At 65.4% G+C, this 19,620-nt stretch carries 25 protein-coding genes; 6 read left to right on the forward strand and 19 right to left on the reverse strand.

The genetic code is table 11. The annotated features are described in order from the left end of the window. The first annotated feature begins 2 nt into the window (after positions 1 to 2). Both ACSFA7_RS04355 and ACSFA7_RS04360 read left to right on the forward strand, forming a co-directional pair. A complete protein-coding gene (locus tag ACSFA7_RS04355; RefSeq protein WP_435498245.1) occupies positions 3 to 998 on the forward strand; it encodes an acyltransferase family protein in 996 nt (331 codons plus the stop codon). 161 nt (positions 999 to 1,159) lie between these two features. Further along, positions 1,160 to 1,588: a hypothetical protein gene (locus tag ACSFA7_RS04360; protein ID WP_435498246.1), complete on the forward strand. Its 429-nt coding sequence runs from the start codon at positions 1,160 to 1,162 to the stop codon at positions 1,586 to 1,588. 37 nt (positions 1,589 to 1,625) lie between these two features. On the opposite strand, the gene ACSFA7_RS04365 is transcribed toward ACSFA7_RS04360, so the two are convergent. After that, positions 1,626 to 2,375, reverse strand: coding sequence for an SDR family NAD(P)-dependent oxidoreductase (locus ACSFA7_RS04365; RefSeq protein WP_435498247.1), 750 nt, complete (start codon positions 2,373 to 2,375; stop codon positions 1,626 to 1,628). Positions 2,376 to 2,479: 104 nt separating this feature from the next. On the opposite strand from ACSFA7_RS04365, the gene ACSFA7_RS04370 reads away from it, so the two are divergent. Next, on the forward strand, positions 2,480 to 3,367 hold the full coding sequence (locus ACSFA7_RS04370) for a LysR family transcriptional regulator (RefSeq protein WP_435498248.1): 888 nt from the start codon (positions 2,480 to 2,482) through the stop codon (positions 3,365 to 3,367). 22 nt (positions 3,368 to 3,389) lie between these two features. On the opposite strand, the gene ACSFA7_RS04375 is transcribed toward ACSFA7_RS04370, so the two are convergent. The 5 genes from ACSFA7_RS04375 to ACSFA7_RS04395 form a co-directional block, all read right to left on the reverse strand. Then, positions 3,390 to 4,847: a catalase gene (locus ACSFA7_RS04375; protein ID WP_435498249.1), complete on the reverse strand. Its 1,458-nt coding sequence runs from the start codon at positions 4,845 to 4,847 to the stop codon at positions 3,390 to 3,392. Positions 4,848 to 4,909: 62 nt separating this feature from the next. Then, positions 4,910 to 5,455, reverse strand: a complete 546-nt coding sequence (locus ACSFA7_RS04380; RefSeq protein WP_435498250.1) for an Ohr family peroxiredoxin — start codon at positions 5,453 to 5,455, stop codon at positions 4,910 to 4,912. Positions 5,456 to 5,492: 37 nt separating this feature from the next. Next, a complete protein-coding gene (locus ACSFA7_RS04385; protein WP_435498251.1) occupies positions 5,493 to 6,074 on the reverse strand; it encodes a YceI family protein in 582 nt (193 codons plus the stop codon). An 84-nt stretch (positions 6,075 to 6,158) separates the two neighbouring features. Then, positions 6,159 to 6,914 (reverse strand): SDR family oxidoreductase, encoded by a 756-nt coding sequence (locus tag ACSFA7_RS04390; RefSeq protein WP_435498252.1) that lies wholly within the window; start codon positions 6,912 to 6,914, stop codon positions 6,159 to 6,161. Between the two features lie 63 nt (positions 6,915 to 6,977). Continuing rightward, complete coding sequence (locus ACSFA7_RS04395) at positions 6,978 to 7,457, reverse strand: carboxymuconolactone decarboxylase family protein (RefSeq protein ID WP_206178840.1); 480 nt, start codon at positions 7,455 to 7,457, stop codon at positions 6,978 to 6,980. A 288-nt stretch (positions 7,458 to 7,745) separates the two neighbouring features. Here ACSFA7_RS04395 and ACSFA7_RS04400 point away from each other — a divergent pair, with 288 nt between their 5' ends. Then, complete coding sequence (locus ACSFA7_RS04400) at positions 7,746 to 8,042, forward strand: hypothetical protein (RefSeq protein ID WP_435498253.1); 297 nt, start codon at positions 7,746 to 7,748, stop codon at positions 8,040 to 8,042. 89 nt (positions 8,043 to 8,131) lie between these two features. On the opposite strand, the gene ACSFA7_RS04405 is transcribed toward ACSFA7_RS04400, so the two are convergent. The 10 genes from ACSFA7_RS04405 to ACSFA7_RS04450 all read right to left on the reverse strand — a co-directional run bounded on the left by ACSFA7_RS04405 (position 8,132) and on the right by ACSFA7_RS04450 (position 14,665). Further along, positions 8,132 to 8,767 carry a peroxiredoxin-like family protein gene (locus tag ACSFA7_RS04405; protein WP_435498254.1) on the reverse strand — a complete coding sequence of 212 codons (636 nt, stop codon included), beginning with the start codon at positions 8,765 to 8,767 and terminating at the stop codon, positions 8,132 to 8,134. A 65-nt stretch (positions 8,768 to 8,832) separates the two neighbouring features. After that, entirely contained in the window at positions 8,833 to 9,090 is a 258-nt protein-coding gene (locus ACSFA7_RS04410; protein ID WP_435498255.1) for a ubiquitin carboxyl-terminal hydrolase 14, read from the reverse strand. An 89-nt stretch (positions 9,091 to 9,179) separates the two neighbouring features. After that, a complete protein-coding gene (locus ACSFA7_RS04415; protein ID WP_435498256.1) occupies positions 9,180 to 10,079 on the reverse strand; it encodes a glutathione S-transferase family protein in 900 nt (299 codons plus the stop codon). Between the two features lie 222 nt (positions 10,080 to 10,301). Beyond that, complete coding sequence (locus tag ACSFA7_RS04420; protein WP_435498257.1) at positions 10,302 to 10,721, reverse strand: cupin domain-containing protein; 420 nt, start codon at positions 10,719 to 10,721, stop codon at positions 10,302 to 10,304. A gap of 155 nt (positions 10,722 to 10,876) precedes the next feature. Then, positions 10,877 to 11,236: a carboxymuconolactone decarboxylase family protein gene (locus ACSFA7_RS04425; protein ID WP_435498258.1), complete on the reverse strand. Its 360-nt coding sequence runs from the start codon at positions 11,234 to 11,236 to the stop codon at positions 10,877 to 10,879. Between the two features lie 158 nt (positions 11,237 to 11,394). Beyond that, positions 11,395 to 12,588 carry a bifunctional alpha/beta hydrolase/OsmC family protein gene (locus ACSFA7_RS04430; protein WP_435498259.1) on the reverse strand — a complete coding sequence of 398 codons (1,194 nt, stop codon included), beginning with the start codon at positions 12,586 to 12,588 and terminating at the stop codon, positions 11,395 to 11,397. Between the two features lie 16 nt (positions 12,589 to 12,604). After that, a complete protein-coding gene (locus ACSFA7_RS04435; RefSeq protein WP_435498260.1) occupies positions 12,605 to 12,991 on the reverse strand; it encodes an OsmC family protein in 387 nt (128 codons plus the stop codon). A gap of 29 nt (positions 12,992 to 13,020) precedes the next feature. Continuing rightward, entirely contained in the window at positions 13,021 to 13,623 is a 603-nt protein-coding gene (wrbA, locus tag ACSFA7_RS04440) for an NAD(P)H:quinone oxidoreductase (protein WP_435498261.1), read from the reverse strand. A gap of 51 nt (positions 13,624 to 13,674) precedes the next feature. Next, positions 13,675 to 14,034, reverse strand: a complete 360-nt coding sequence (locus tag ACSFA7_RS04445) for a hypothetical protein (protein ID WP_435498262.1) — start codon at positions 14,032 to 14,034, stop codon at positions 13,675 to 13,677. 13 nt (positions 14,035 to 14,047) lie between these two features. Continuing rightward, complete coding sequence (locus ACSFA7_RS04450; protein ID WP_435498263.1) at positions 14,048 to 14,665, reverse strand: glutathione S-transferase family protein; 618 nt, start codon at positions 14,663 to 14,665, stop codon at positions 14,048 to 14,050. A gap of 282 nt (positions 14,666 to 14,947) precedes the next feature. Here ACSFA7_RS04450 and ACSFA7_RS04455 point away from each other — a divergent pair, with 282 nt between their 5' ends. Next, positions 14,948 to 15,616 carry a CDGSH iron-sulfur domain-containing protein gene (locus ACSFA7_RS04455; protein ID WP_435498264.1) on the forward strand — a complete coding sequence of 223 codons (669 nt, stop codon included), beginning with the start codon at positions 14,948 to 14,950 and terminating at the stop codon, positions 15,614 to 15,616. A gap of 22 nt (positions 15,617 to 15,638) precedes the next feature. Here the strand turns inward: ACSFA7_RS04455 and ACSFA7_RS04460 are convergent, their stop codons facing one another. Further along, positions 15,639 to 16,829 (reverse strand): MFS transporter, encoded by a 1,191-nt coding sequence (locus ACSFA7_RS04460; protein ID WP_435498265.1) that lies wholly within the window; start codon positions 16,827 to 16,829, stop codon positions 15,639 to 15,641. Between the two features lie 14 nt (positions 16,830 to 16,843). Between ACSFA7_RS04460 and ACSFA7_RS04465 the strand changes: the two genes are divergently transcribed. Next, positions 16,844 to 17,722 (forward strand): AraC family transcriptional regulator, encoded by an 879-nt coding sequence (locus ACSFA7_RS04465; RefSeq protein WP_435498266.1) that lies wholly within the window; start codon positions 16,844 to 16,846, stop codon positions 17,720 to 17,722. Here the strand turns inward: ACSFA7_RS04465 and ACSFA7_RS04470 are convergent. After that, entirely contained in the window at positions 17,719 to 18,318 is a 600-nt protein-coding gene (locus ACSFA7_RS04470) for an acyloxyacyl hydrolase (protein ID WP_435498267.1), read from the reverse strand. The two genes, ACSFA7_RS04465 and ACSFA7_RS04470, sit on opposite strands and share 4 nt — an antisense overlap. Before the next feature lie 121 nt (positions 18,319 to 18,439). Beyond that, positions 18,440 to 19,558, reverse strand: coding sequence for an iron-containing alcohol dehydrogenase (locus ACSFA7_RS04475; protein WP_435498268.1), 1,119 nt, complete (start codon positions 19,556 to 19,558; stop codon positions 18,440 to 18,442). Positions 19,559 to 19,620: the final 62 nt, after the last annotated feature.

Consider the following 19,620-nt stretch of genomic DNA (forward strand, 5'->3'; position numbering starts at 1 on the left):
GCATGCAGTACAACCCGGCGCTCGATGGTGTTCGCGCGCTGTCCATCCTCGCTGTCGTCCTGTTTCACTGCGAAGTCCCGGGCGCCCGCGGCGGGTTCGTCGGGCTGGACGTGTTCTTTGTGCTCTCCGGCTACCTGATCACGTCGCTGCTCGCGACGGAATACCGCAATGGCGGCATCGAGGTCGGGCGCTTCTACGCCCGCCGGGCCCTGCGGCTGTATCCGACCTTGCTGCTCATGATCGCGGCCTACGTGGTGCTGGCGCCCATCCTCTGGCCGGCGGACAACCGATGGCTGTCGGCCGCCCTGGCCGCACTCTATGTCTACGACTATGCGCTGCCCTTCTGGGAGCTGACCTACACCATCGGGCACACGTGGTCGCTGGGCGTGGAGGAAAAGTTCTATCTGCTCTGGCCCTTGCTGCTGCCGCTGGTGCTGCGAACGCGGCATCCGGTCCGCTGGCTCGTATCGGCATTCCTTGCGGTGACCGCGTGGCGGTACTTCGTGGCCCTGAACTGGACCTGGGCGCAGGCCTACTTCTGCTTCGACACGCGAATGAGCGGCATCCTGCTCGGGGCCATTGCGGCGCTGACCCGGTTCAAGGTATCGAGGCATGCACTCGCGATGGCCTGCGTGGCGCTCGCGGTGCTCATGACGCTGCCTTCGCTGCCGACGATCGACCAGACGGAGGCCGTCACGCTGCGCATCACCCTGGCGGAGTTGTCCGCCTTCGTGCTTGTCTGCCATGCCGCCGAAAACAGGAAGGCGTCGTTCCTCGCTTCACGGCCCATGGTCTACATCGGCAGGCTGTCATACGGCATCTATCTCTGGCATTTCCCCTTGGTCCTGCTGCTGCGCTATACGCAGCCGCTGTGGATCACGCTGAGCGCGACGATCGTCTTCTCGTTCGCGATGGCGGCGATCTGCCTGCATCTGGTGGACACACCTCTGAAGCGATGGCGCCAGAAGGCATGGCCGGAGGTTCGCAGCACCGCGTGAGCGTCCGGCATTGATGCCGAAACGGAACCAGCGCGCGTCCTTGCGCGGACCTACCGAGGTGAGGACGCTCTGCCTACGATGAAAGCCTCGAGCTTCCATCGCAGAAACGCATCTGTTGCATGCGCTGAGGCTCTTTCCGCATCTCAGCCAAGGAGCTTCACATGCCTCAGTCTCACAATCCCGAAATCATTGCCTTCATCGACGTGCTCGCCGACACCGGAAGCCACTACCGGATGGATGAAATGGAAGCGCTCTACACCGAAGACCTCGGGTTCCTGGTGCTGACGCCCCAGGGGGAGGTTGCCCGCTTCTCGAAGCCGGAAATGATGGCCGAATTCAGAAGCCGCCGCGACGCGGGCGAGAAGCCGTTGTCGACGGAGAAGCGAATCCTGCACATCGAGGAGCAGGGCGACGAGGCAACCGCCATCCTCTTTCGGCGGATGAGCCAGGACGCCGACCCGGCGCTCTATGAACTGCGGCTTCGGCGGATCGGCGGCAAGTGGCTGGTTGCCGGAGAAACAGTGCTGCCGTGGCCAGACCTGGCCAACGCGAAGGGATTTCTCCCTCCGCGCACGGTGGCTCAGGCCTGACGAGAGGGGGCTGCAGATTCAGGCGCGACGCGACCGATCACGTCAGCGCCATGCCACCGTCGACCTTCAGATTGACGCCCGTGACGAACACGCTGTCGTCGCTCGCAAGGAAGAGCGCTGCTTGTGCCAATTCATTCGGCTGCCCCAGCCGGCCCAAGGGGATCGCCGCGGCCATGGTCTTGTCGAACTCTGGCCGCGCCGATTCCGAGATGCCCAGCTTCGCGAGGATCGGCGTGTCGACCGGCCCCGGGCTCAGCACATTGACCCGGATGCGCCGGGTCTTGAGCTCCAGCGCCCAGTTGCGCGCGAAGGCCTCGATGGCCGCCTTGCTGCCCGCGTAGACCGCGTGGTTGTCCATCACCTTGCCGCTGGCGATCGAGCTCGTGAGAATGATCGAGCCGCCATCGCGCATGAACGCAAGCGCCTTGGTCACGCCGAAGAACACCGCGCGCGTGTTGGTGGCGAACTGCACGTCGTAGTTGTCCACGGTGACGGCGGAAGAAGGCTCGAGGATGGCCGTTCCCGCATTCGCCACATAGATGTCGATGGCGCCGAACCGCGCCTTCACCGCGGCGAGCAGTCGGTCGTGCATCGCAAGATCGGCCACGTCGCCGACGAAGCCCATCGCGTCCGGGCCGATGCTCGCCAGCGCGGTGTCGACCGCGTCCTGGCGCCGTCCCACGATGACGACATGGGCGCCTTGCGCCGCGAAAGCCTGTGCGCAGGCCAGGCCGATGCCGCTGTTGCCGCCGGTGACCACGGCCACTTTGCCTGAGAGTTTTTGCATGACGTATTTCCTTGATTGACAGAGAGAGAAGTCTTCAATTTAGGTTTTCCGTGCGGACTTAAGTAGTGGGCAAAAATGGAAACACTTGTGCCCAGGAGTCTTCAATGAATGTTCTAGATCACGCACCCGGATTGGTGGCCTTCGCGAGTTCGGTCGAGGCCGGCTCGTTCAGTGCGGCCGCACGGACGCTGGGCACGTCACCGTCGGCGGTCTCCAAGGGCGTCGCGCGGCTGGAGCAACGCTTCGGCGTCCGTCTTTTCCAGCGCTCGACACGGGTCTTGTCGCTCACGCAGGAAGGCGCCGCCTACTACGAACGCATCGCACCGCTGCTGCGTGCGCTCGCCGAGGCGAGCGACGTGATACAGCCCGCCGGCATCGCGCAAGGAATGCTGCGCATCACCGCGCCCGGTGATCTCGGGCGAATTCTTCTGGAGCCGTTGGTCGGCAGGTTCCTGCCCAGGCATCCCCGCCTGAAGCTGGAGATGAGCCTTGCCGACCGGCACGTCGACCTGATCCGCGAGGGCTACGACATCGCGATCCGCGCAGGGCAGGTCGCCGACTCCGACCTCACCGCGCGACGCCTCGCCGACATGCCGCTCGTGCTGGTGGCGTCACCCGGATACTTGGCACGCCGCGGCACGCCCGATTCGATCGATGCCCTGAGCGGTCACGCGCACGTGCGCTACATGCTGGGCGGCAAGGCATTTCCGATCCGCTTCGCCGATGGCAGCGTGCTGAACCCGGCCGGCGTGTTCGACACGGACAACAGCGTTGCGCTGCGCATCGCGGCGCTGGGCGATCTGGGCGTCATTCAGATCCTGCGGTTGTTCGTGCAGGACGACATCGATGCGGGGCGCCTGGTGCCCGTGCTGCCGCTGCAGCCGCTGCCGCTCGTCACCATCTCGGCCCTGCATGCCTTCGGACGACAGGCGCCGGCACGTGCGCGGCTTTTCATCGAGTTCCTGACGGCGGAACTCGAACGGCTGTCCTGATGCTGCGAGCGGAGAGGGCTCCTCAAAGACCCAGCGCCTTGGCCACCCCCGCGCCGTAGGCCGGGTCGGCCTTGCTGCAGTTGTCGATGTGGCGGCGCTTGATGAACTCCGGCGCATCGCCCATCGCGCGCGCCGTGTTCTCGAACAGCGCCTGCTGCTGCTCGGGCTTCATCAGCCGGAACAGGTCGCCGGGCTGCTTGTAGTAGTCGGCATCGTCTTCGCGGAAGTTCCAGAAGTCGGCATCGCCGCGCAGCTTGAGCGGCGGCTCGCGGTAGTCGGGCTGTTCCTGCCACTGGCCGAAGCTGTTGGGCTCGTAGTGCAGCGTGCCGCCGTAGTTGCCGTCCACGCGCATCGTGCCGTCGCGGTGGTTGCTGTGCACCGGGCAGCGCGCGGCGTTCACCGGGATCTGGTGGTGGTTCACGCCCAGGCGGTAGCGCTGCGCATCCGAATACGCGAAGAGGCGCGCCTGCAGCATCTTGTCGGGCGAGACGCTGATGCCCGGCACCAGGTTGTTCGGCGCGAAGGCGCTCTGCTCCACGTCGGCAAAGAAGTTCTCGGGGTTGCGGTTCAGCTCCATCACGCCCACCTCGATCAGCGGGTAGTCCTTCTTGGGCCAGACCTTGGTCAGGTCGAAGGGGTGGTAGGGCACCTTCTCTGCATCGGCTTCGGCCATCACCTGCACGTAGAGCGTCCACTTGGGAAAGTCGCCGCGGCCGATCGAATCGAACAGGTCGCGCTGGTGGCTCTCGCGATCACCGCCCACGAGCGCCGAGGCTTCGGCATCGGTGAGGTTCTTGATGCCCTGCTGCGTCTTGAAGTGGAACTTGACCCAGAAGCGCTCGTTGGCCGCATTCACGAAGCTGTAGGTGTGCGAGCCGAAGCCATGCATGTGGCGGTAGCTCGCCGGAATGCCGCGGTCGCTCATCACGATGGTCACCTGGTGCAGCGCCTCGGGCAGCAGCGTCCAGAAGTCCCAGTTGTTGGTGGCGCTGCGCATGTTGGTCTTGGGGTCGCGCTTCACGGCCTTGTTGAGGTCCGGAAACTTGCGCGGGTCGCGCAGGAAGAAGACGGGCGTGTTGTTGCCCACCAGGTCCCAGTTGCCTTCCTCGGTATAGAACTTGAGCGCGAAGCCGCGGATGTCGCGCTCGGCATCGGCCGCGCCGCGTTCGCCGGCCACCGTGGTGAAGCGCGCGAACATTTCGGTCTTCTTGCCCACGGCGGCAAAGAGCTTGGCGCGCGTGTACTTCGTGATGTCGTGCGTGACGGTGAAGGTGCCGAAGGCGCCCGAGCCCTTGGCATGCATGCGGCGCTCGGGAATGATTTCGCGGTTCAGGTTGGCCAGCTTCTCGAACAGCCACACGTCCTGCATCAGCAGCGGGCCGCGCGGGCCGGCGGTCAGGCTGTTCTGGTTGTCGACCACGGGCGCACCAAAGGCGGTGGTCAGCGGGGTCTTCTTCGAGGGGGCGGATGAATCGCTCATGAAGGGCTTTCTCAACATTGGGAAGGGAGCGCCTATCAAGCGTGGCGCCGGGGGACGGGTTCCTAGGTCGCCAGTGCAACGACGCTGGTAATGCCGTCGCGGGTCATCTTTGCGTAGGGGCAGAATCTTTCCGTGCTGCGCACCAACTCTTCGGCCACGCTTTTCTCGACATCGGGCAAATGAATCCGGACATCTGCCGTGAGCATGAAGAGTCCATCGACAGGATCGCGTCCGAAAGCGACGGACACCTGCACGGTGGCGTCGTGAACCGGAATCCTTTTCTTTGTTGCCAACAGGTTCAACGCACCATGGAAGCACGCGGCATAGGCCGCCGCGAACAACTGCTCCGGGTTGGTGCCGCCGCCGTCACCGCCGAGCGCGGCAGGAAGTCGCAATTGCACATCGAGGTCGCCGTCGTCGGAGCGCGCCACGCCCGAGGCCCGTCCGTGTTCCGCTTCGCCGCCGCTCACCGTGACGACCGTCGAATAGATCGGCTCGAACTCCTGCCCTTTGTACTTGTCGAGCAGCGTGACGGGTGGTGGCTGCAATGGGCCTGGTTGCACGTCTTCAGCTGCAAGGGCAGCGGCTTTGTCTTTCTGCGTGGGCATTCCAGGCTTCTGTTCAATGGTGAAGGAGGCGGTGCGCTCAGGCGGCAGGGACTTCGAGTTCGAAGGCCGCGCTGATGATGAGGCTGAGTTCGTCGCCGATCATCGGGAGCGCGGTGGTGACGCCGTACTCGCTGCGGCGGATGCGGCCCCGAATGTCGAATCCGATCGTGTAGACCTGCTTGGCCGGGTTCATGCCGGCACCGACGAAGTTCACGTCGAACGTGACGTCGCGCGTCACGCCATGCAAGGCGAGCGTGCCGGTTACCTGGAAGGAATTCCTGGCAAGGGAAAGAGGCGCAGCGAAGTCGAACGCGATCAGTGGAAACTGCTCGCCGTCCAGCCAGTCGCGGCTCTTGAGTTCGTCGTCCAGGATCCGGCTCGTCGTTTTCACGTTGGCGACCGGTACGGACACCGCGAGGCGTGTGTCGCTGCCGCTTGCCGACAGCGGAATGTCGAGCGTGCCGCCAGGCATGGTGAACTCGCCGTAGTAGGTCGAGATGCCGAAGTGCGACACGCTGAACAGCACATGCGAATGCACGGGATCGATGACGTAGCGCCCGCGGCTGACGTCGGCCAGGTTTGTCGAGGCGAGTGTTGAAAGCTCGGAGCTGTCGGGCATGAGACACCAAGGGGGTGAGAGGAGGACCTTGTCGGGGGAGGAGCCCAGGACGCACCGAATGCGGGCCGAGGGCTGGCTTTGGTATCAGCGTGCCGGCTTGGGCAGGGCGAACCAGGCTTCGAAGCCGAGCGCGCCGATGCGTGGATTGGCACCTGGAACCAGCGTGTCGTCCTTCAGCTCCGCGCCGAAGTAACGAGCGTGCACGTCCTGAACAACCTTGCGCGGATCGTTGGTCTTGGCGAGAAAACGCTGCACGAGATCGGACAAGCGAACGCGCTCGGGGCCCGCAATTTCGACCACGCCGTTCACCGGGTTGCCCAGTGTGTAATCCGCCACGGCGGCCGCGACGTCATCGGATGCGATCGGCTGAACGAAGGCCGGCGAGAGGTGCACGGTGTCCCCGTCGGTGCCCGATTGCGCAATGCCGCCGAGGAACTCGAAGAACTGCGTCGAATGGACGATGGTGTACGGAATCTTCGATTCGCGGATCAACTTTTCCTGAGCGATCTTGCCGCGGAAGTAGCCGCTTTCGGAGAGGCGGTCCGTGCCGACCACCGACAGCGCGACGTGGTGCTTCACGCCGGCCACGGCTTCCGCGGCCAGCAGGTTGCGTCCGGAGGTCTCGAAGAACTCGAGCACAGCCTTGTCCTCGAACGAGGGTGAGTTCGCCACGTCCAGCACGACCTGCGTGCCTTGGAGGGCCTCCGCCAGGCCTTCCCCGGTGATGGTGTTGACGCCCGATGCCGGCGATGCGGCAACGACTTCATGGCCGGCTTCGCGAAGCTTGCTGACGACCTTCGAGCCGATAAGGCCCGAGCCGCCGATGACAACGATCTTCATGATGATTTCCTTGTAGCCCGCAAGGGGCCGTGTGGATGACGGGGTGAGTTCTGGCAGCGCGGATCAGGCGAGCTTTGCCTTGTCCAGGCCGAACACCTTGTCGGAGGCGCCGGGCACGCTCTTGAAGCCGATGTTCAGGCGGCTCCATGCGTTGGTGGACATGATGAGGAAGGTGAGGTCGGAGATTTCCTTTTCCGACAGTTGCGTGCGCACGCGCTCGTAGATGTCGTCGGGCACGCCTTGCTCGGGCAGCTTGGTCAGCACTTCGGTCCAGGCCAGTGCCGCGCGCTCGCGCGGGATGAACAGCGTCGACTCGCGCCATGCGGCCAGGTGGTACAGACGCAGCTCGCGCTCGCCCTGGATCTTGGCCTGCTTGACGTGCATGTCCAGGCAGAACGTGCAGCCGTTGAGTTGCGACGTGCGGATCGACACAAGGTTGCGAATCGGCTCTTCGATGGTGCTTTCCTTGATGGCGTTGAGGAACTCGACGAACTTCTTGAAGAGTTCGGGCGATTGCTCGACATAGTTGACACGTTGGGTCATGACTACTCCTGGAATGGGGTGGCGGATGCCTGGACTCAGAAGCGGCTGAGTCATCCGTTTGCGAAGATCGCGCAGACAGGACGTAGCGTAGGTTTGGGAGGCTGGCGCCGGTAGCCATGCACGAGGCTTCACGGTGTTGCCCAACGCGCAACAATCCGGCCTGGGACTCGGCATGTTTCCGAAATGGCACCAGTCGAAAGTGAAAACCGGCGAGGCCGCGCCCTAGAATTTTTTGGGACGCTTGCGGCAACGCGGTGTCATCCCACTCACTTTCGGAAAGCCAATCCCATGTTCAAGCACATCACCGTCATGACCGCCGCCTTCCTGGCCGCGACGAGCGTCTTCGCACAATCAGCGGAGAACCAGGTCATTACCGACAGCAAACCGCAGGTGCGAGCGCAGGCCAAGGTGGCGGCGAAATCGCAGGGCAAGGTTGCCGCACCCTCGGGCGACACGGTCAAGACCGCCGAAGGCGGAGCGATCGGAGCCGACAAGGCCGCCGTTGCCGGCGAGGGGCGCCACCAGACGCGCGACACGCGCAAGCCGAATCGCCGCAAGCCCGTTCCCGGCGGCACGCCCAACTGACACTGCGAACCGCTTGAGGCCCCTCGCAGGAAGCCCGCCAGTGACTCACTGGCGGGCTTCGTCGCATGAGGTGCACAAGTGCGCACCCGTCAGCTGGCACTCGCCGCCGCAAGGGCGCGGTCGCGCACCAGATCTTCGATCACGCGCAGCACATCGGACGGCTCCGCGCGCTTTCGGATGTCTTCCTCGATATGGGCGAAACGGATGCGACCTTCCTCGTCGATCACATAGGTCGCCGGAACCGGCAACACCCACAAGCCGTTGCCATTCAGGACGGGAATGTCGGTGCCCACCGAACCGTAGAAGCTCACCAGTTCGGGAGGAAGCGTGAAGGCCAGTTCGAAGCCATTGGCGGCATCGAGGTTGGAATCGCTGAGTACGGTGAATGCGAACTGGTTGTCCTCGGCCGTGCGCATCGAGTGGTCAGGCGTCTGCGGCGAGATCGCCAGAAGCGAGGCGCCGAGCCGTGCGAGTTCATCCGCTCGCTGATGCCAGGCCCGCAACTGGAGGCTGCAGTAACCGCACCAGCCGCCACGGTAGAAAACCAGCACGAGCGGTCCCTTGCGCCACTCGTCCGACAGACGAACCGGCCGACCGGAACCGTCCGGCAATGTCGCGTCAGGCGCAAGGTCGCCGGCGCGCTTGGCGCGGGCAGCGATGCCCGTGGCGTCGAACACCGCATCTGCGGCGTCGTTATGGTCGAAGACTGAAAGTTGCGGGCTCATGGCAAGGCTCCGAAAAGTGGGGGAGGTCGATCGTCGGGTGCACACCGCTGCATCGCACCCGAAACTCAGACGAGCTTCTTGTCGACATAGCACCATCGCCAGGATTCGCCGGGCTCCGCAGACTGCACGATCGGGTGGCCGGTCTCGTGGAAGTGACCGGTCGCGTGCCTTCCCTGCGACGAGTCGCAACATCCGACATGGCCGCAGGTCAGGCACATGCGCAGGTGAACCCAGCGGCCGCCAGTGCGAAGGCATTCCTCGCACCCGTTGGTGGTTGGCGTGACCGGGCGGACCTGGTCCAGGTGAGAGCAGCCGTCGGTCATGCCCTCACCTCCACGGATGCAAGGACGGTGGGGGCGAGAGGGGCAGGAATTTTCATGGCATTTGCTCCAGCGTTTTCCGGAGATGGTGTCTACAGATCGAGACGGATCGCACCGTTGCTGACATAGCGCGAGAAGTTCTGGAAAGGAATGGCCGCTTGGCCGCGGTAGTTCTCGTCCTGCCAGCTGAAGACCGTGTCCATCCGGGAAACCTCGATCTCCACGAGACCGCGGCGCACTTCGAGTTCGGCGCCGTCGCCTTCGCTGTACTCCACCATCCCGACCACTTCGGCGTTCAGCGTGGTGGCCAGGTTGTCGCGGATCCGTTCGTTCAGGCGCATCAACTGATCGGGGGCGCTGCGCGCACGCTCGCTGCGCGGCGCTAGGCCTTCTTCCATCACGAGCGCCGCATGCACGCCTTCGTCGGCATGCATTCGGCGAACGAAGGCCGTCAGGTGCTCGAAATCGTGCAGACCCACCTTCGTGCCGATGGCCCAGCGCAGCATCACGAAGTGGTAGGCATCGGCGATGGAGCGCTGGCCCGTGAGCCATTCGCGCCTGGCGAGTTGCGCATCGAGCCGCCCAAGGTACTCGCGCACGTGGCCGCGTGCCGTGGCAGCCAGTTGCCCGGCCAGGCTGTCGTCGGGCAGGTAGCGCTCGGGGAAGAAGATCGGCCTGAACGCCTTGTGCACATCGGAGTTCAGGAAGCCGAGCCAGCGCATCACCTCGGCCCGCGAGCGCGGCGAGCCGTCGCCCGCCAGCTGAAGATGCGGATGCAGGTCCGCGAGGTAGCCGAGGATGGCGACGTTCTCGGTCAGCCTGAAGTCGCCGTGCACGAGCAGCGGAACCACACCTGTGGGGTTGAGCGCCAGGTATTCCGGCGTCTTGATGCTGTGGCGGTCCATGCGGACCGTCTCGTACGGCTGGCCGGACCACTCAAGCACGATGTGGTCGGCCAGTGCGCTGGCACCGGGCATGTAGAAGAGTTTCATGGCAGGGGTCCTGTGAGCTTGTGCCGGCTTCCTGTTGCAGGAAGCAAGGGATGCCTTCCACCCGCCGCGTCGCCGTGTTGCTGGTCGGATTTACGCGGGGACACCGCGCCGACGTGAGTCTGTCCCGTGCACGAACGGGTGGAAAGTGCACGCCTCATTACAGCCGCCTCGGCGATCTGACACCCGTCATCTTCGTTGCGGCGGGTGGAATGCAATCGGTGGTTATTTCACTGGAATGAAGAACTCGGCGCCCTTGTTCTTCACGAGCATGACGACGAACTTCGCGGACTTGGTCTTGCTCGCGTTGCGCCCCACAGTGTGGATGTCGTCGGGGCCTTCGTAGAAGGTGTCGCCAGCCTTCAGGGTCACTTCCTTGCCGCCCTTCACGCCCATCACGATCGAGCCTTCGAGGACATATACGTAGCTGTGGGCGTCGTGGCGATGCACCGGGTCAGCGGCGCCCGGCGGGTAGTCCACCGTGATCATCAGCACTTCCTTGCCGGGGATGTCCTTCATCTCCTGAGTCATCAGCTGCGTTACCTTGGCGTCCTTGGGTCCGCCGTGCGATGCGGTGTGCTGTGCCATGGCAGCGCCTGCGGCGAACAGAAATGTCAGCCCGAGGCTTCTTGCAATCTTGATCATGGTCTTCCCTTCATTGATGCGATGGATGAATCGTAGGATCGCGTGCCGGAGCCCGGTAGGCCTGTGCGATGGATCACGGTGTTGTCCGCAAGGCACCAATCGCGCGTTCGCTGCATGGCCCGGCGCGGCGGCATCGGTCGGAGCAACGGGCGCAGTCACGGTTGATCGTTTCCCTGAAGGTGCGGTTGCAAACGATGGCCGGCCTGCGCAGGCGTCTGGGTTGACTGGCTGAGGGCGTTCTCCAAGGCGATGGCAAGGCTAAGAGCCACCAGCGGCTCTTGCCCCATCAGGGCAAGGATTTCCTGGCAAAGCGTGTCGGGAACGGGTGTCGAATCCCGCCAAGCCAGCGCCTCCGCCCATGCGAGCACGGCCTGCTCTTGCGGGCGGAGTGCCGCGCCGGCTTCGCGCCAGTCCGCCACCAGTACCAGCTTCTCAATCGAAAAGCCTGCATCGATCAGCGACAGGAAGTGAGCGTCGATGCGCGCATCGCATCCATGAACCTGGGCGACACGCAACTTGGCCAGTCCGACAAGTCCGAGGCAAAGGCCGCATCGTTCGATACACCGATGAATCAGGTCAGCGGCGGCTTCATGGGGGGGCAGGTGGGCTCATTGGCGTACCTTCGTGCTTCGCACTTCGGTGCGAGCTTGCTCGAGGCGGACCGGCACGTTGCTCATGCCGGTGGCTCGCTTTCCACGGGCTCGAAGCGGGCTCCCCCTTCGAGCGTCCGGTGGACGGGGCATCGCTGCGCCATGTCCAGCAGCTGCTCACGTTGCGCCTGTGTGATGGTCCCGTCTATGGACACCCGCCGGCTGAAGACATCGGGCGGGGAAGCCGCCTTGTCCTTTCGGTGGCTCACCGCGGTGCGGATGCGCGTGACCGGCCAGCCCTTGCTGTCGGCGTAGTGGCGCAGCGTCATGGTCGTGCAGGCGGCGAGCGCGGACGACAAGAGGTTGTAGGGCGTGGGTCCCGAACCGAGCCCTCCCACCGTTGCGGGTTCGTCGGCGAGCCAGCGCGAGCCACCCGAGCGCAGCGCGAGCTGGAATTTCCCCAATCCCGTTTCTTCCGCCTCGGCATCCGCCGCGACAGGATGACCGGCGGGCGGCTCGGGCAGGTAACGGGCCGCCCAGGTCGCGATGAGGTGCGCGACTTGTTCGGCGTCTTCGCGCTGCGACAGCAGGTGGTCCGCATCATCGAGCGAGACGAAACTCTTGGGATGCCTCGCTGCCAGAAAGATGCGCGTGGCGTTCTCGATGTCCACCGTCCGGTCGTGTGGCGCGTGGAGCAGCAGCAGCGGTCGGCGCAGGGCTGCGATGCGCGCCGCCGGGTCGTGCGTGCGCAGGTCGTCCACGAAGGCCTTGCCGACCGCCATCGGCCGCCCGACCACCTGGACCAACGCCTGCCCCTCGGTTTCGAGGCGCGCAAGACCCGCGGGGTCCAGCAGGTGCAGCACCTGCGCCACATCGAACGGCGCGGCAATGGTCGCGACGGCACGTGCGCTCGCAATGCGGCCTGCCGCGGCGAGCACGGCCGAGCCACCGAGGCTGTGACCGATGAGCAGGCGGGGCGGCATGCCGGCGGCCTCCATGGCGTCGGCGGCCGACACCAGGTCTTGCACGTTCAGCGAGAAGCTCGCTTCGGCGAAGCTGCCCTCGCTATCGCCCAGCCCGGTGAAGTCGAAGCGCAGCACCCCGATGCCCACACTGGCCAGCGTCCGCGCGATGCGCACGGCCGCGAGGTTGTTTTTGCCGCAGGTGAAGCAGTGTGCAAACAGGGACCACCCCCGCTGGATGCCTTCCGGCATCTCGAGGCTGCCTGAGAGGCGGCGTCCACCGGCGTTGAGAAATTCGAAGGGGCGCGTGGGCACGGGCGTGTTCCTGTGTCTAGAGCAGTTGCGTGCGGATCGGGATGCCTGCCTTGAGCGTCAGCGTCACCGGGGTCCGCTCGGCGATGTCGGCCAGGCGCGCCTTCTGGGCGTCGTCCAGGCCGACGATGCGCAGCGATCTCTCGATAAGCATGGCGTTGTCTTGCCGGGAAAGGTGCAGGTCGACCTGGACCGATTCGAGGGGCCAACTCTTGAGGTCCGCATACATGCGCAGCGTGATGGCGGTGCACGCGCCCAGGCCGGCAATCAGCAGTTCGTAGGGCGTGGCCCCCGCGCCTTCGCCCCCGAGCACGGATGGCTCGTCCGAGAAAAGCGTATGGCCGCTGGCGAGGTCGACCTGCGTGCGGTAGTGGTCGCGCCCTATGCGCGCGGTGCCCTGGGCCATGGTCGAGCCTATTTCTTGCGTCGGCGGGCTCAACGCGCCAGGCGTGCAGCAAGCCGCGCCACGTGCTCGCCCTGGAAGCGGGCGATCGACAGCTCGTTGTCCGAGGGCGTGCGCTTGCCATCGGAGCCGGCCAGCGTGGCAGCGCCGTAGGGCGAGCCGCCGGTGATCTCGGCCATGTTCGTCAGGCCCGTGCATGAATACGGCACGCCCGCGATCAGCATGCCGTGATGCAGCAGTGTCGAGTGGAACGACACGAGGGTGGTTTCCTGCCCGCCGTGCTGCGTGCCCGTCGAGGTGAACGCGCTGCCGATCTTGTTGATGAGCGCGCCCGCAGCCCACAGGCCACCGGTCTGGTCGAGGAAGGTACGCATCTGCCCGGCCATGTTGCCGAAGCGGGTGGGGGTCCCGAAGATGATCGCGTCGTAGTCCGCCAGCTCCGCCACCGTGGCGATGGGCGCTGCTTGATCGGCCTTGCCGCCGGCCTGGCGGAAAGCATCGGGTGGCATGGTCTCGGGCACGCGCTTGAGGGCCACTTCGCAGCCCTCGACCGATCGCGCGCCTTCGGCGACCGCGTGCGCCATCGTTTCGAGATGGCCGTACATGCTGTAGTAGAGAACGAGAACTTTGCTCATGGTGATGGTCCAGGGGTTGAGGGAAAAATACCGAGCACGCGAGGGGCGTGCTCAGGCGTCGAGCGCGGTCGAGTCGCGCCAGCACAGTGCCGAGAGAACGGCGCCTTCACCGTCGATCTCGAATTCGTCGGGCAGCGGCCCGTCGATGCGTTCCAGTTGCACGGTGCCGGGCAACCGCTCGCGCAGGTCGCGCGCCCACCGGCTGCCGTGCGCCATCCAGGCGGGGCTGATCTCGTCTCCGTCCAGCGAGGGTTCCAGCATCACGATGACGCGCAGCAGAGGCTCGTCCGTCGCCTGGATGGCCCACAGGCGCCGCACGGCGGGCTGCTCGGCGTACCAGCGGGCGAGCGCGCCCGACGTGGCGCAGGTCGGTTCGGCGGCTGCAAGAGAAGATTCGAGCGAGAGTCTCATGGTGTGTCTCCGTTCAGTGCGGCGCGCGGCTCTCAGCGCCCAGTGCGGCTTGCAAGCCGGCGTCGCCCTCCATCCTCCGGACGAAGCGCGCGAGGTTGTCCAGGCCCTGCATGTCGACCTTCTTGGCCGTCGACCAACGCGAGAGCACGAACAGGTACGGGTCCGCGATGGAGCGCTCGCCGGTCAGCCAGTCGCGTCCGTCGAGTTGGTCGTCCAGCCGCGCGAGGTATTCGCGTACATGGCCGCGCGCGTTGTCGGCCAGAACAGGCGCCATCGCTGCGTCTTTCAGGAAGCGCTGCGGCGCGAAGATCGGTTTGAACGCCTTGTGCACATCCGAGTTGAGAAAGCCCAGCCAGCGCATGACCTCGGCGCGGGCGCGCGGCGACCCGTCGCCCAGCAGGCGGGCTTCGGGGTACAGGTCGGCCAGGTAGCCAAGGATGGCGACGTTCTCGGTGAGCGACAGGTCGCCGTCCGTCAGCAGCGGCACCGTGCCGCCCACGTTGAGCGCAAGGTAGCCCGGCGACTTGATGCTCTCCAGGCTCATGCGCACCGGCTCGTGGTCTGCGCCGATCCACTGGAGAACGATCAGGTCGGCGAGGGAGCACGCGCCGGGCATGTGATAGAGCTTCATGAGGTATCCGTTGGGTTGAGGCGAGTCGTTCGCTTTTCGGCGGGACGGTCGTCTTCGCTTTGTGAAGAAGAGAGAGGCTTGCGAACGATTCGATGCTAGGCAGGCGTGCGCGGCGGGAGAAGGCATGCGTCGGGGTGCACCGTGTTGTCGCGAGCGCACCAATCGCGGTGTCGTGCTCGACGCATTGGTGCGTGCAGGGCAACACCACGGTCACGTCATGGCACCTACCGCCGCCAGCAGGGCGCTCCTACGATCTACGTGAACCCGACACCTGGAGCACGCATGCCATCGACCGAACCCGGCGAATCCGACAACGACGTGGAGATCGCCGACGCCCCCGGGGTCTCGATACGGTTCGATGGCAAGCGCTGCATCCATGCGCGGTTCTGCGTAACCCGGGGACCGAAAGTCTTCGTCGCCAACGTGGAAGGCCCGTGGATCCATCCCGGTGCGATGGACGTCGAAGCCGTGGTCGGCATTGCGCACGCCTGCCCATCGGGTGCCATCCGCTACGAGCGCCACGACGGGCACGCCGACGAGCAGGCACCGCCGGTCAATCTGCTCTCGCTGCGGGAGGCCGGCCCCTACGCCGTGCGTGCGGACATGCGCGTGGCGGGCGAGGCCGTCGGCTTTCGCGCGACGCTGTGCCGCTGCGGCGCATCGAAGAACAAGCCCTTCTGCGACAACACCCATCGGGCCATCGGCTTCGACGCCAGCGGCGAGCCGGCGAGCGGGCAGGTCGACATGCTCGAGGCCCGCGATGGCGTGCTGCAGATCGATCCGCAGATCAATGGGCCGTTGGAGGTTCGCGGCAACCTGGAGATCTTGAGCGGCACGGGGCGGGCAGTGGCGCGCACCCAGCTCACGTGGCTGTGCCGCTGCGGTGGTAGCCGCAACAAGCCGTTCTGCGACGAAAGCCATGTACGCATCGGCTTCAGGAGCGAGCCTTGAGCTGCCCCGACGCCCGAGCCATTCAATGGCCGATGTGCACGGCGCGACCCACCGACAGCCCGAGCACGCACATCGCCAGGCACAGCACCAGGCAAACCGCCAGCGGCATCGTCCAGTTGCCCGCGGCTTCGTGCAGGAAGCCGACCAGCGTCGGGCCGATGGCCGCCAGCAGGTAGCCGATGCATTGCGACATGCCCGAGAGCGACGCGGCGATCTGCTGGCTGCCGGCGCGCAGTCCGACGAAGGCCAGGCTCAGGATCAACGCCGATCCCATGCCCATGCCGAAGGCGAAGATCCACAACGGCGTCAGTGCGGGCAGGGCCAGCAGGCCCGCCAGGCCGCAGGCACTCAGTGCGGGCGAGGCGAAGGCGAGCCAGCGTTGGTCGGGCATGCGGTGCAGCAGCGGCATCAGCAGCAGCGCGGGCACGGCCCCCGCCAGTTGCATCCATCCGTGCAGCGTGCCGGCGCGCGCACTCGAGAAGCCGGCCTCCTGGAGGATCGAAGGCAGCCATGCAATCGCCGCGAAGTAGATGAAGCAAGTGAGGCCCAAGTAGCCGGCCACCTGCCAGGCCAGCGAGGCCTTCCACACCGATGTGCCCCGCACACCCGTGACAAGGCCCGGCGCCGAGACGGTGCGAAAGCGCAACTGCGGCAACCACAGCAACGCGGCGGCGAGCGGCAGCACGGCGACCGTGCCGAGCGAGGCGGGCCATCCGGCGCCCAGCGCATGGTCCAGCGGCACGGCCACGGCCGACGCGATGCCTGCGGCGGTGATCATCGCCAGCGCATAGCAGGCCGTGAGCTTCGCCACATGGTGGGGAAAGTCTCTTTTCAGCAAGCTTGGCAACAGGACGTTGGCGATGGCGATCGCGCCGCCGATCACGCAGGTGCCCGCATAGAGCGCCGACACGGTGCCGGCCGAGCGCACGGCGATGCCGGCGATCAGAAGGGCCAGCGACGCGAAGAGCACGCGCTCCAGTCCGAATCGGTGCGCCAGGGGTGCGGCAAGCGGCGACACCAGCGCGAACGCGAGGAGCGGCAGGGTGGTCAGCAGGCCGGCCTGCGAGGCGTTGAGCGCGAAACTCTCGCGCACCTGTTCGAGCAACGGCCCGAGCGTGGTGATCGGTGCTCTGAGGCTGGCCGCGATGAGCAGGATGCCGGCGATGAGAAGCGCGGCGCGGGGCGAGGAATCTGCCGTTTGTGAGGAATGCATGGAGGTCCGAAGAAATGCGGGATGCCACCGATGAATCTAGTGACGATGCGCGGATTCGAATGCCTGCGGGCCGACTGAATATGCGCAAATCCGGTCAAGATGAACCAATGAGAATGCAGCGCCAGGGTCCCTGGACTTTCGAGTTCGACAAGATGGAGGCCCGCGTTGCAGCCGTGCGGATTCGCACCCAGGCGCTCGCCGAGGAACTGCCGACGCACCAGCATCCGCAGGGGCAACTGGCGATGGTGTTGCGCGGCACTCTGACGTGCGAAGTGCCTGGCGCGCTGTGGATGGCACCGCTACACGGTGGCTTCTGGATTCCCGGAGGCGTGCCCCACAGCCTGCGTGTTTCGGTGGACGGGAATGTCTGTTTTCTGTTCGTGGAAGATGCCGCCGCGGCCATGCCGCAGACTTGCTGCGCATTGAGCATCAGCCCCTTGCTGCGCGAACTCATTCTTCACTTGGCCGACTTGTCGGAGAGTGCACAGTGCGACGTTCAGACGCAGCGGCTGCACGCAGTGCTGCTTGACCAGCTGGTGCGCATGCCGACCGAGGCCATGCACCTGCCGGTGTCGGACGAGCCGCGCCTGCGCCGATTGATCGATGCACTGATGCGCGACCCGTCGGACCGGACCACGGCAGCGCAGTGGGCCTCGCGGTTGGCCATGAGCGAGCGAACCCTGACTCGTCTCGTGCAGCACGAAACGGGCATGTCCTTCGGCCGCTGGAGCCAACGCCTGCGTCTGATCGTTGCGCTGCAATGGCTGACTTCAGGCCTCTCGGTCCAGCAGGTGGCCAATGACCTGGGCTACGACTCGGTGAGTGCCTTCATCGCCATGTTCAGGAAGGCCACGGGCCAGCCGCCCGCGCGCTATCTGGCGCAGCGCCGCTAGAACCTGCGTACGTATCGGATCTGGACGAAGTTCTCGCCGGGGTTCGGATGCTTGATGCCCGCATTCGAGAAGTGTTCGAGGCGCAACGCGATCTCATGCTGGCGTTGCGCACCGAAGCTCCGGCCCACGGCCAGGTGGGTGCCGAAGTTGAAGCTGGTCGAGAAGCTCTTCTGCCGGGTCCTGTAGATCGACGAGGTAGCGGTCACCCCCAACCCGGTGTCGAAGAACCACGGCGAAGCGCCACCCTCAGGGCGATAGCGAAGCACGGGAACCAGTGCGAGCTGCGATAGGTGCGAAAGCCCGGCCCGATCTGACGACTGGATTTGCCAGTACGCGTAGGAGGCTTCCAGATGGCTGCTCAGCTCGCCCGGGCCCAGCTGCCATCGATAGGGCAGGTCCCAACTGAGTCCGACGGTCAGCGTTCGCGTGCCATGGGCGGAACCGGTCTGCACGAACGCGGCGTCAGGGTGGGTCAGCGCTTGCGCAGCGCTATCGCCTGCATGAGAGAGGCAGAGTCCGAGGCCGAGCCATGCGGTGGCCTGGAGTCTGCGGCGCCAGGGCGCGGTGAGGTTCGGGGAAAAGAGGGCGTTTGACATCGCCACAAGCGTAGGAAGACCGGGGTGCAACCGCATGCCCCAGAAGAGAGAGCCGATGTCCTCTCTTCGGTCGTGCAGCGCGAGTGGACAGGTTCTTGCGCGACACGCGCAGGGTCCCGAATCACCAGAGGCTTTCGAGCAACGCGTCGAGCTTGATGCTCGCGTTGTTGCCCAGGTCCGCCACTTCGTTGGGGTAGTTTTTCTTCAGCAGCCTTGCCACCTCCGGCAGCTTCGCTTTGTCGAGGTCGAAGGCACCGATGCGGTCCGGCAGGCCGAGCGAGCTGACCACGCCTGCGATCCGGTCGGCCAACTGCGTGGCGGCATCGGCATGCGCGGAACGGTTGCCGAAGATCTCGAGCTTGTCGCCATAGAAAGCTGCGCAGGCACGGATGACGGGTGCCAGGGTGATGCAGGACGTCGCGCTGTGCGGCAGGCCAAAGGTGCCGCCAAGGATGTGGCCGATGCGATGGCTCAGGCCATAGATGACCGACGCGGGCGAGAAGTAGCATTGCCAGGCCGCCAGTTGGAGCTGCAGCAGGTCGTCGGGTGCCACCAACCCCTTGTCCAGCGCCTCGCGCGTAGTCATTGCCTGCGGCCACTTCTGCAGCGCCGTCATGAACCGCTCAAGCCCGCTCGCCGCCATGATCGCGTGCGGGTGCTCCTTCGTGACCTTGCGCATGCCCTCCACCGCATGGTCCATGCCCTTGATGGCGGAGGACAGCAGCAGTGCGCGCGGCGTGTCGAACACGAGCACGGGGTCGATCACGACCGCCTTGGGCACCGTCTCGCGCACCGCGTAGCTGCGCTTGAATTTCTCGGGGCCCTCGGTCTCGGTAATGCCGAAGTAGTGAGAGAACTCGGAGCCCGAGAGCGTCGTCGGCAGAGCCGCGATGGGCAGGTAGCGTCCCGTCCTTTCATGGTGCAGATAGGACACGGCCTTGGCCGCATCGAGCACCGAACCGCCGCCCAGCGCCACGATCGACTCGGCCCCAGCGAGAAGACAGGCGTCGAGGCCGGCTTGCACTGCCACGTCCGGCACGTGCGCCGGCAGTTCCATGAAGCTGCCCACGGCCTGCTTCAGGTTGGGCCGCACGCAATCCTGGTAGAGCTTTGTCAGCGGTTCGACGGTGAACGTCATCGGCCGATGGATACCGTGCTCGCCGAGCCGTGCCACGGCGCCTTGCAAGATGTGTTGGCCCCAGAAAATGCCGTCTTGCGGCAAGCAATTCAAATGATTCATCTCGATCAGCCTTGTGGAAGTCAAGGCCGAAAAGATAGGTCGTTCACCCGCAGCTCACAAGC

Origin of the sequence: Variovorax trehalosi (assembly GCF_051216415.1) — a bacterium.
GTDB lineage: Bacteria > Pseudomonadota > Gammaproteobacteria > Burkholderiales > Burkholderiaceae_C > Variovorax.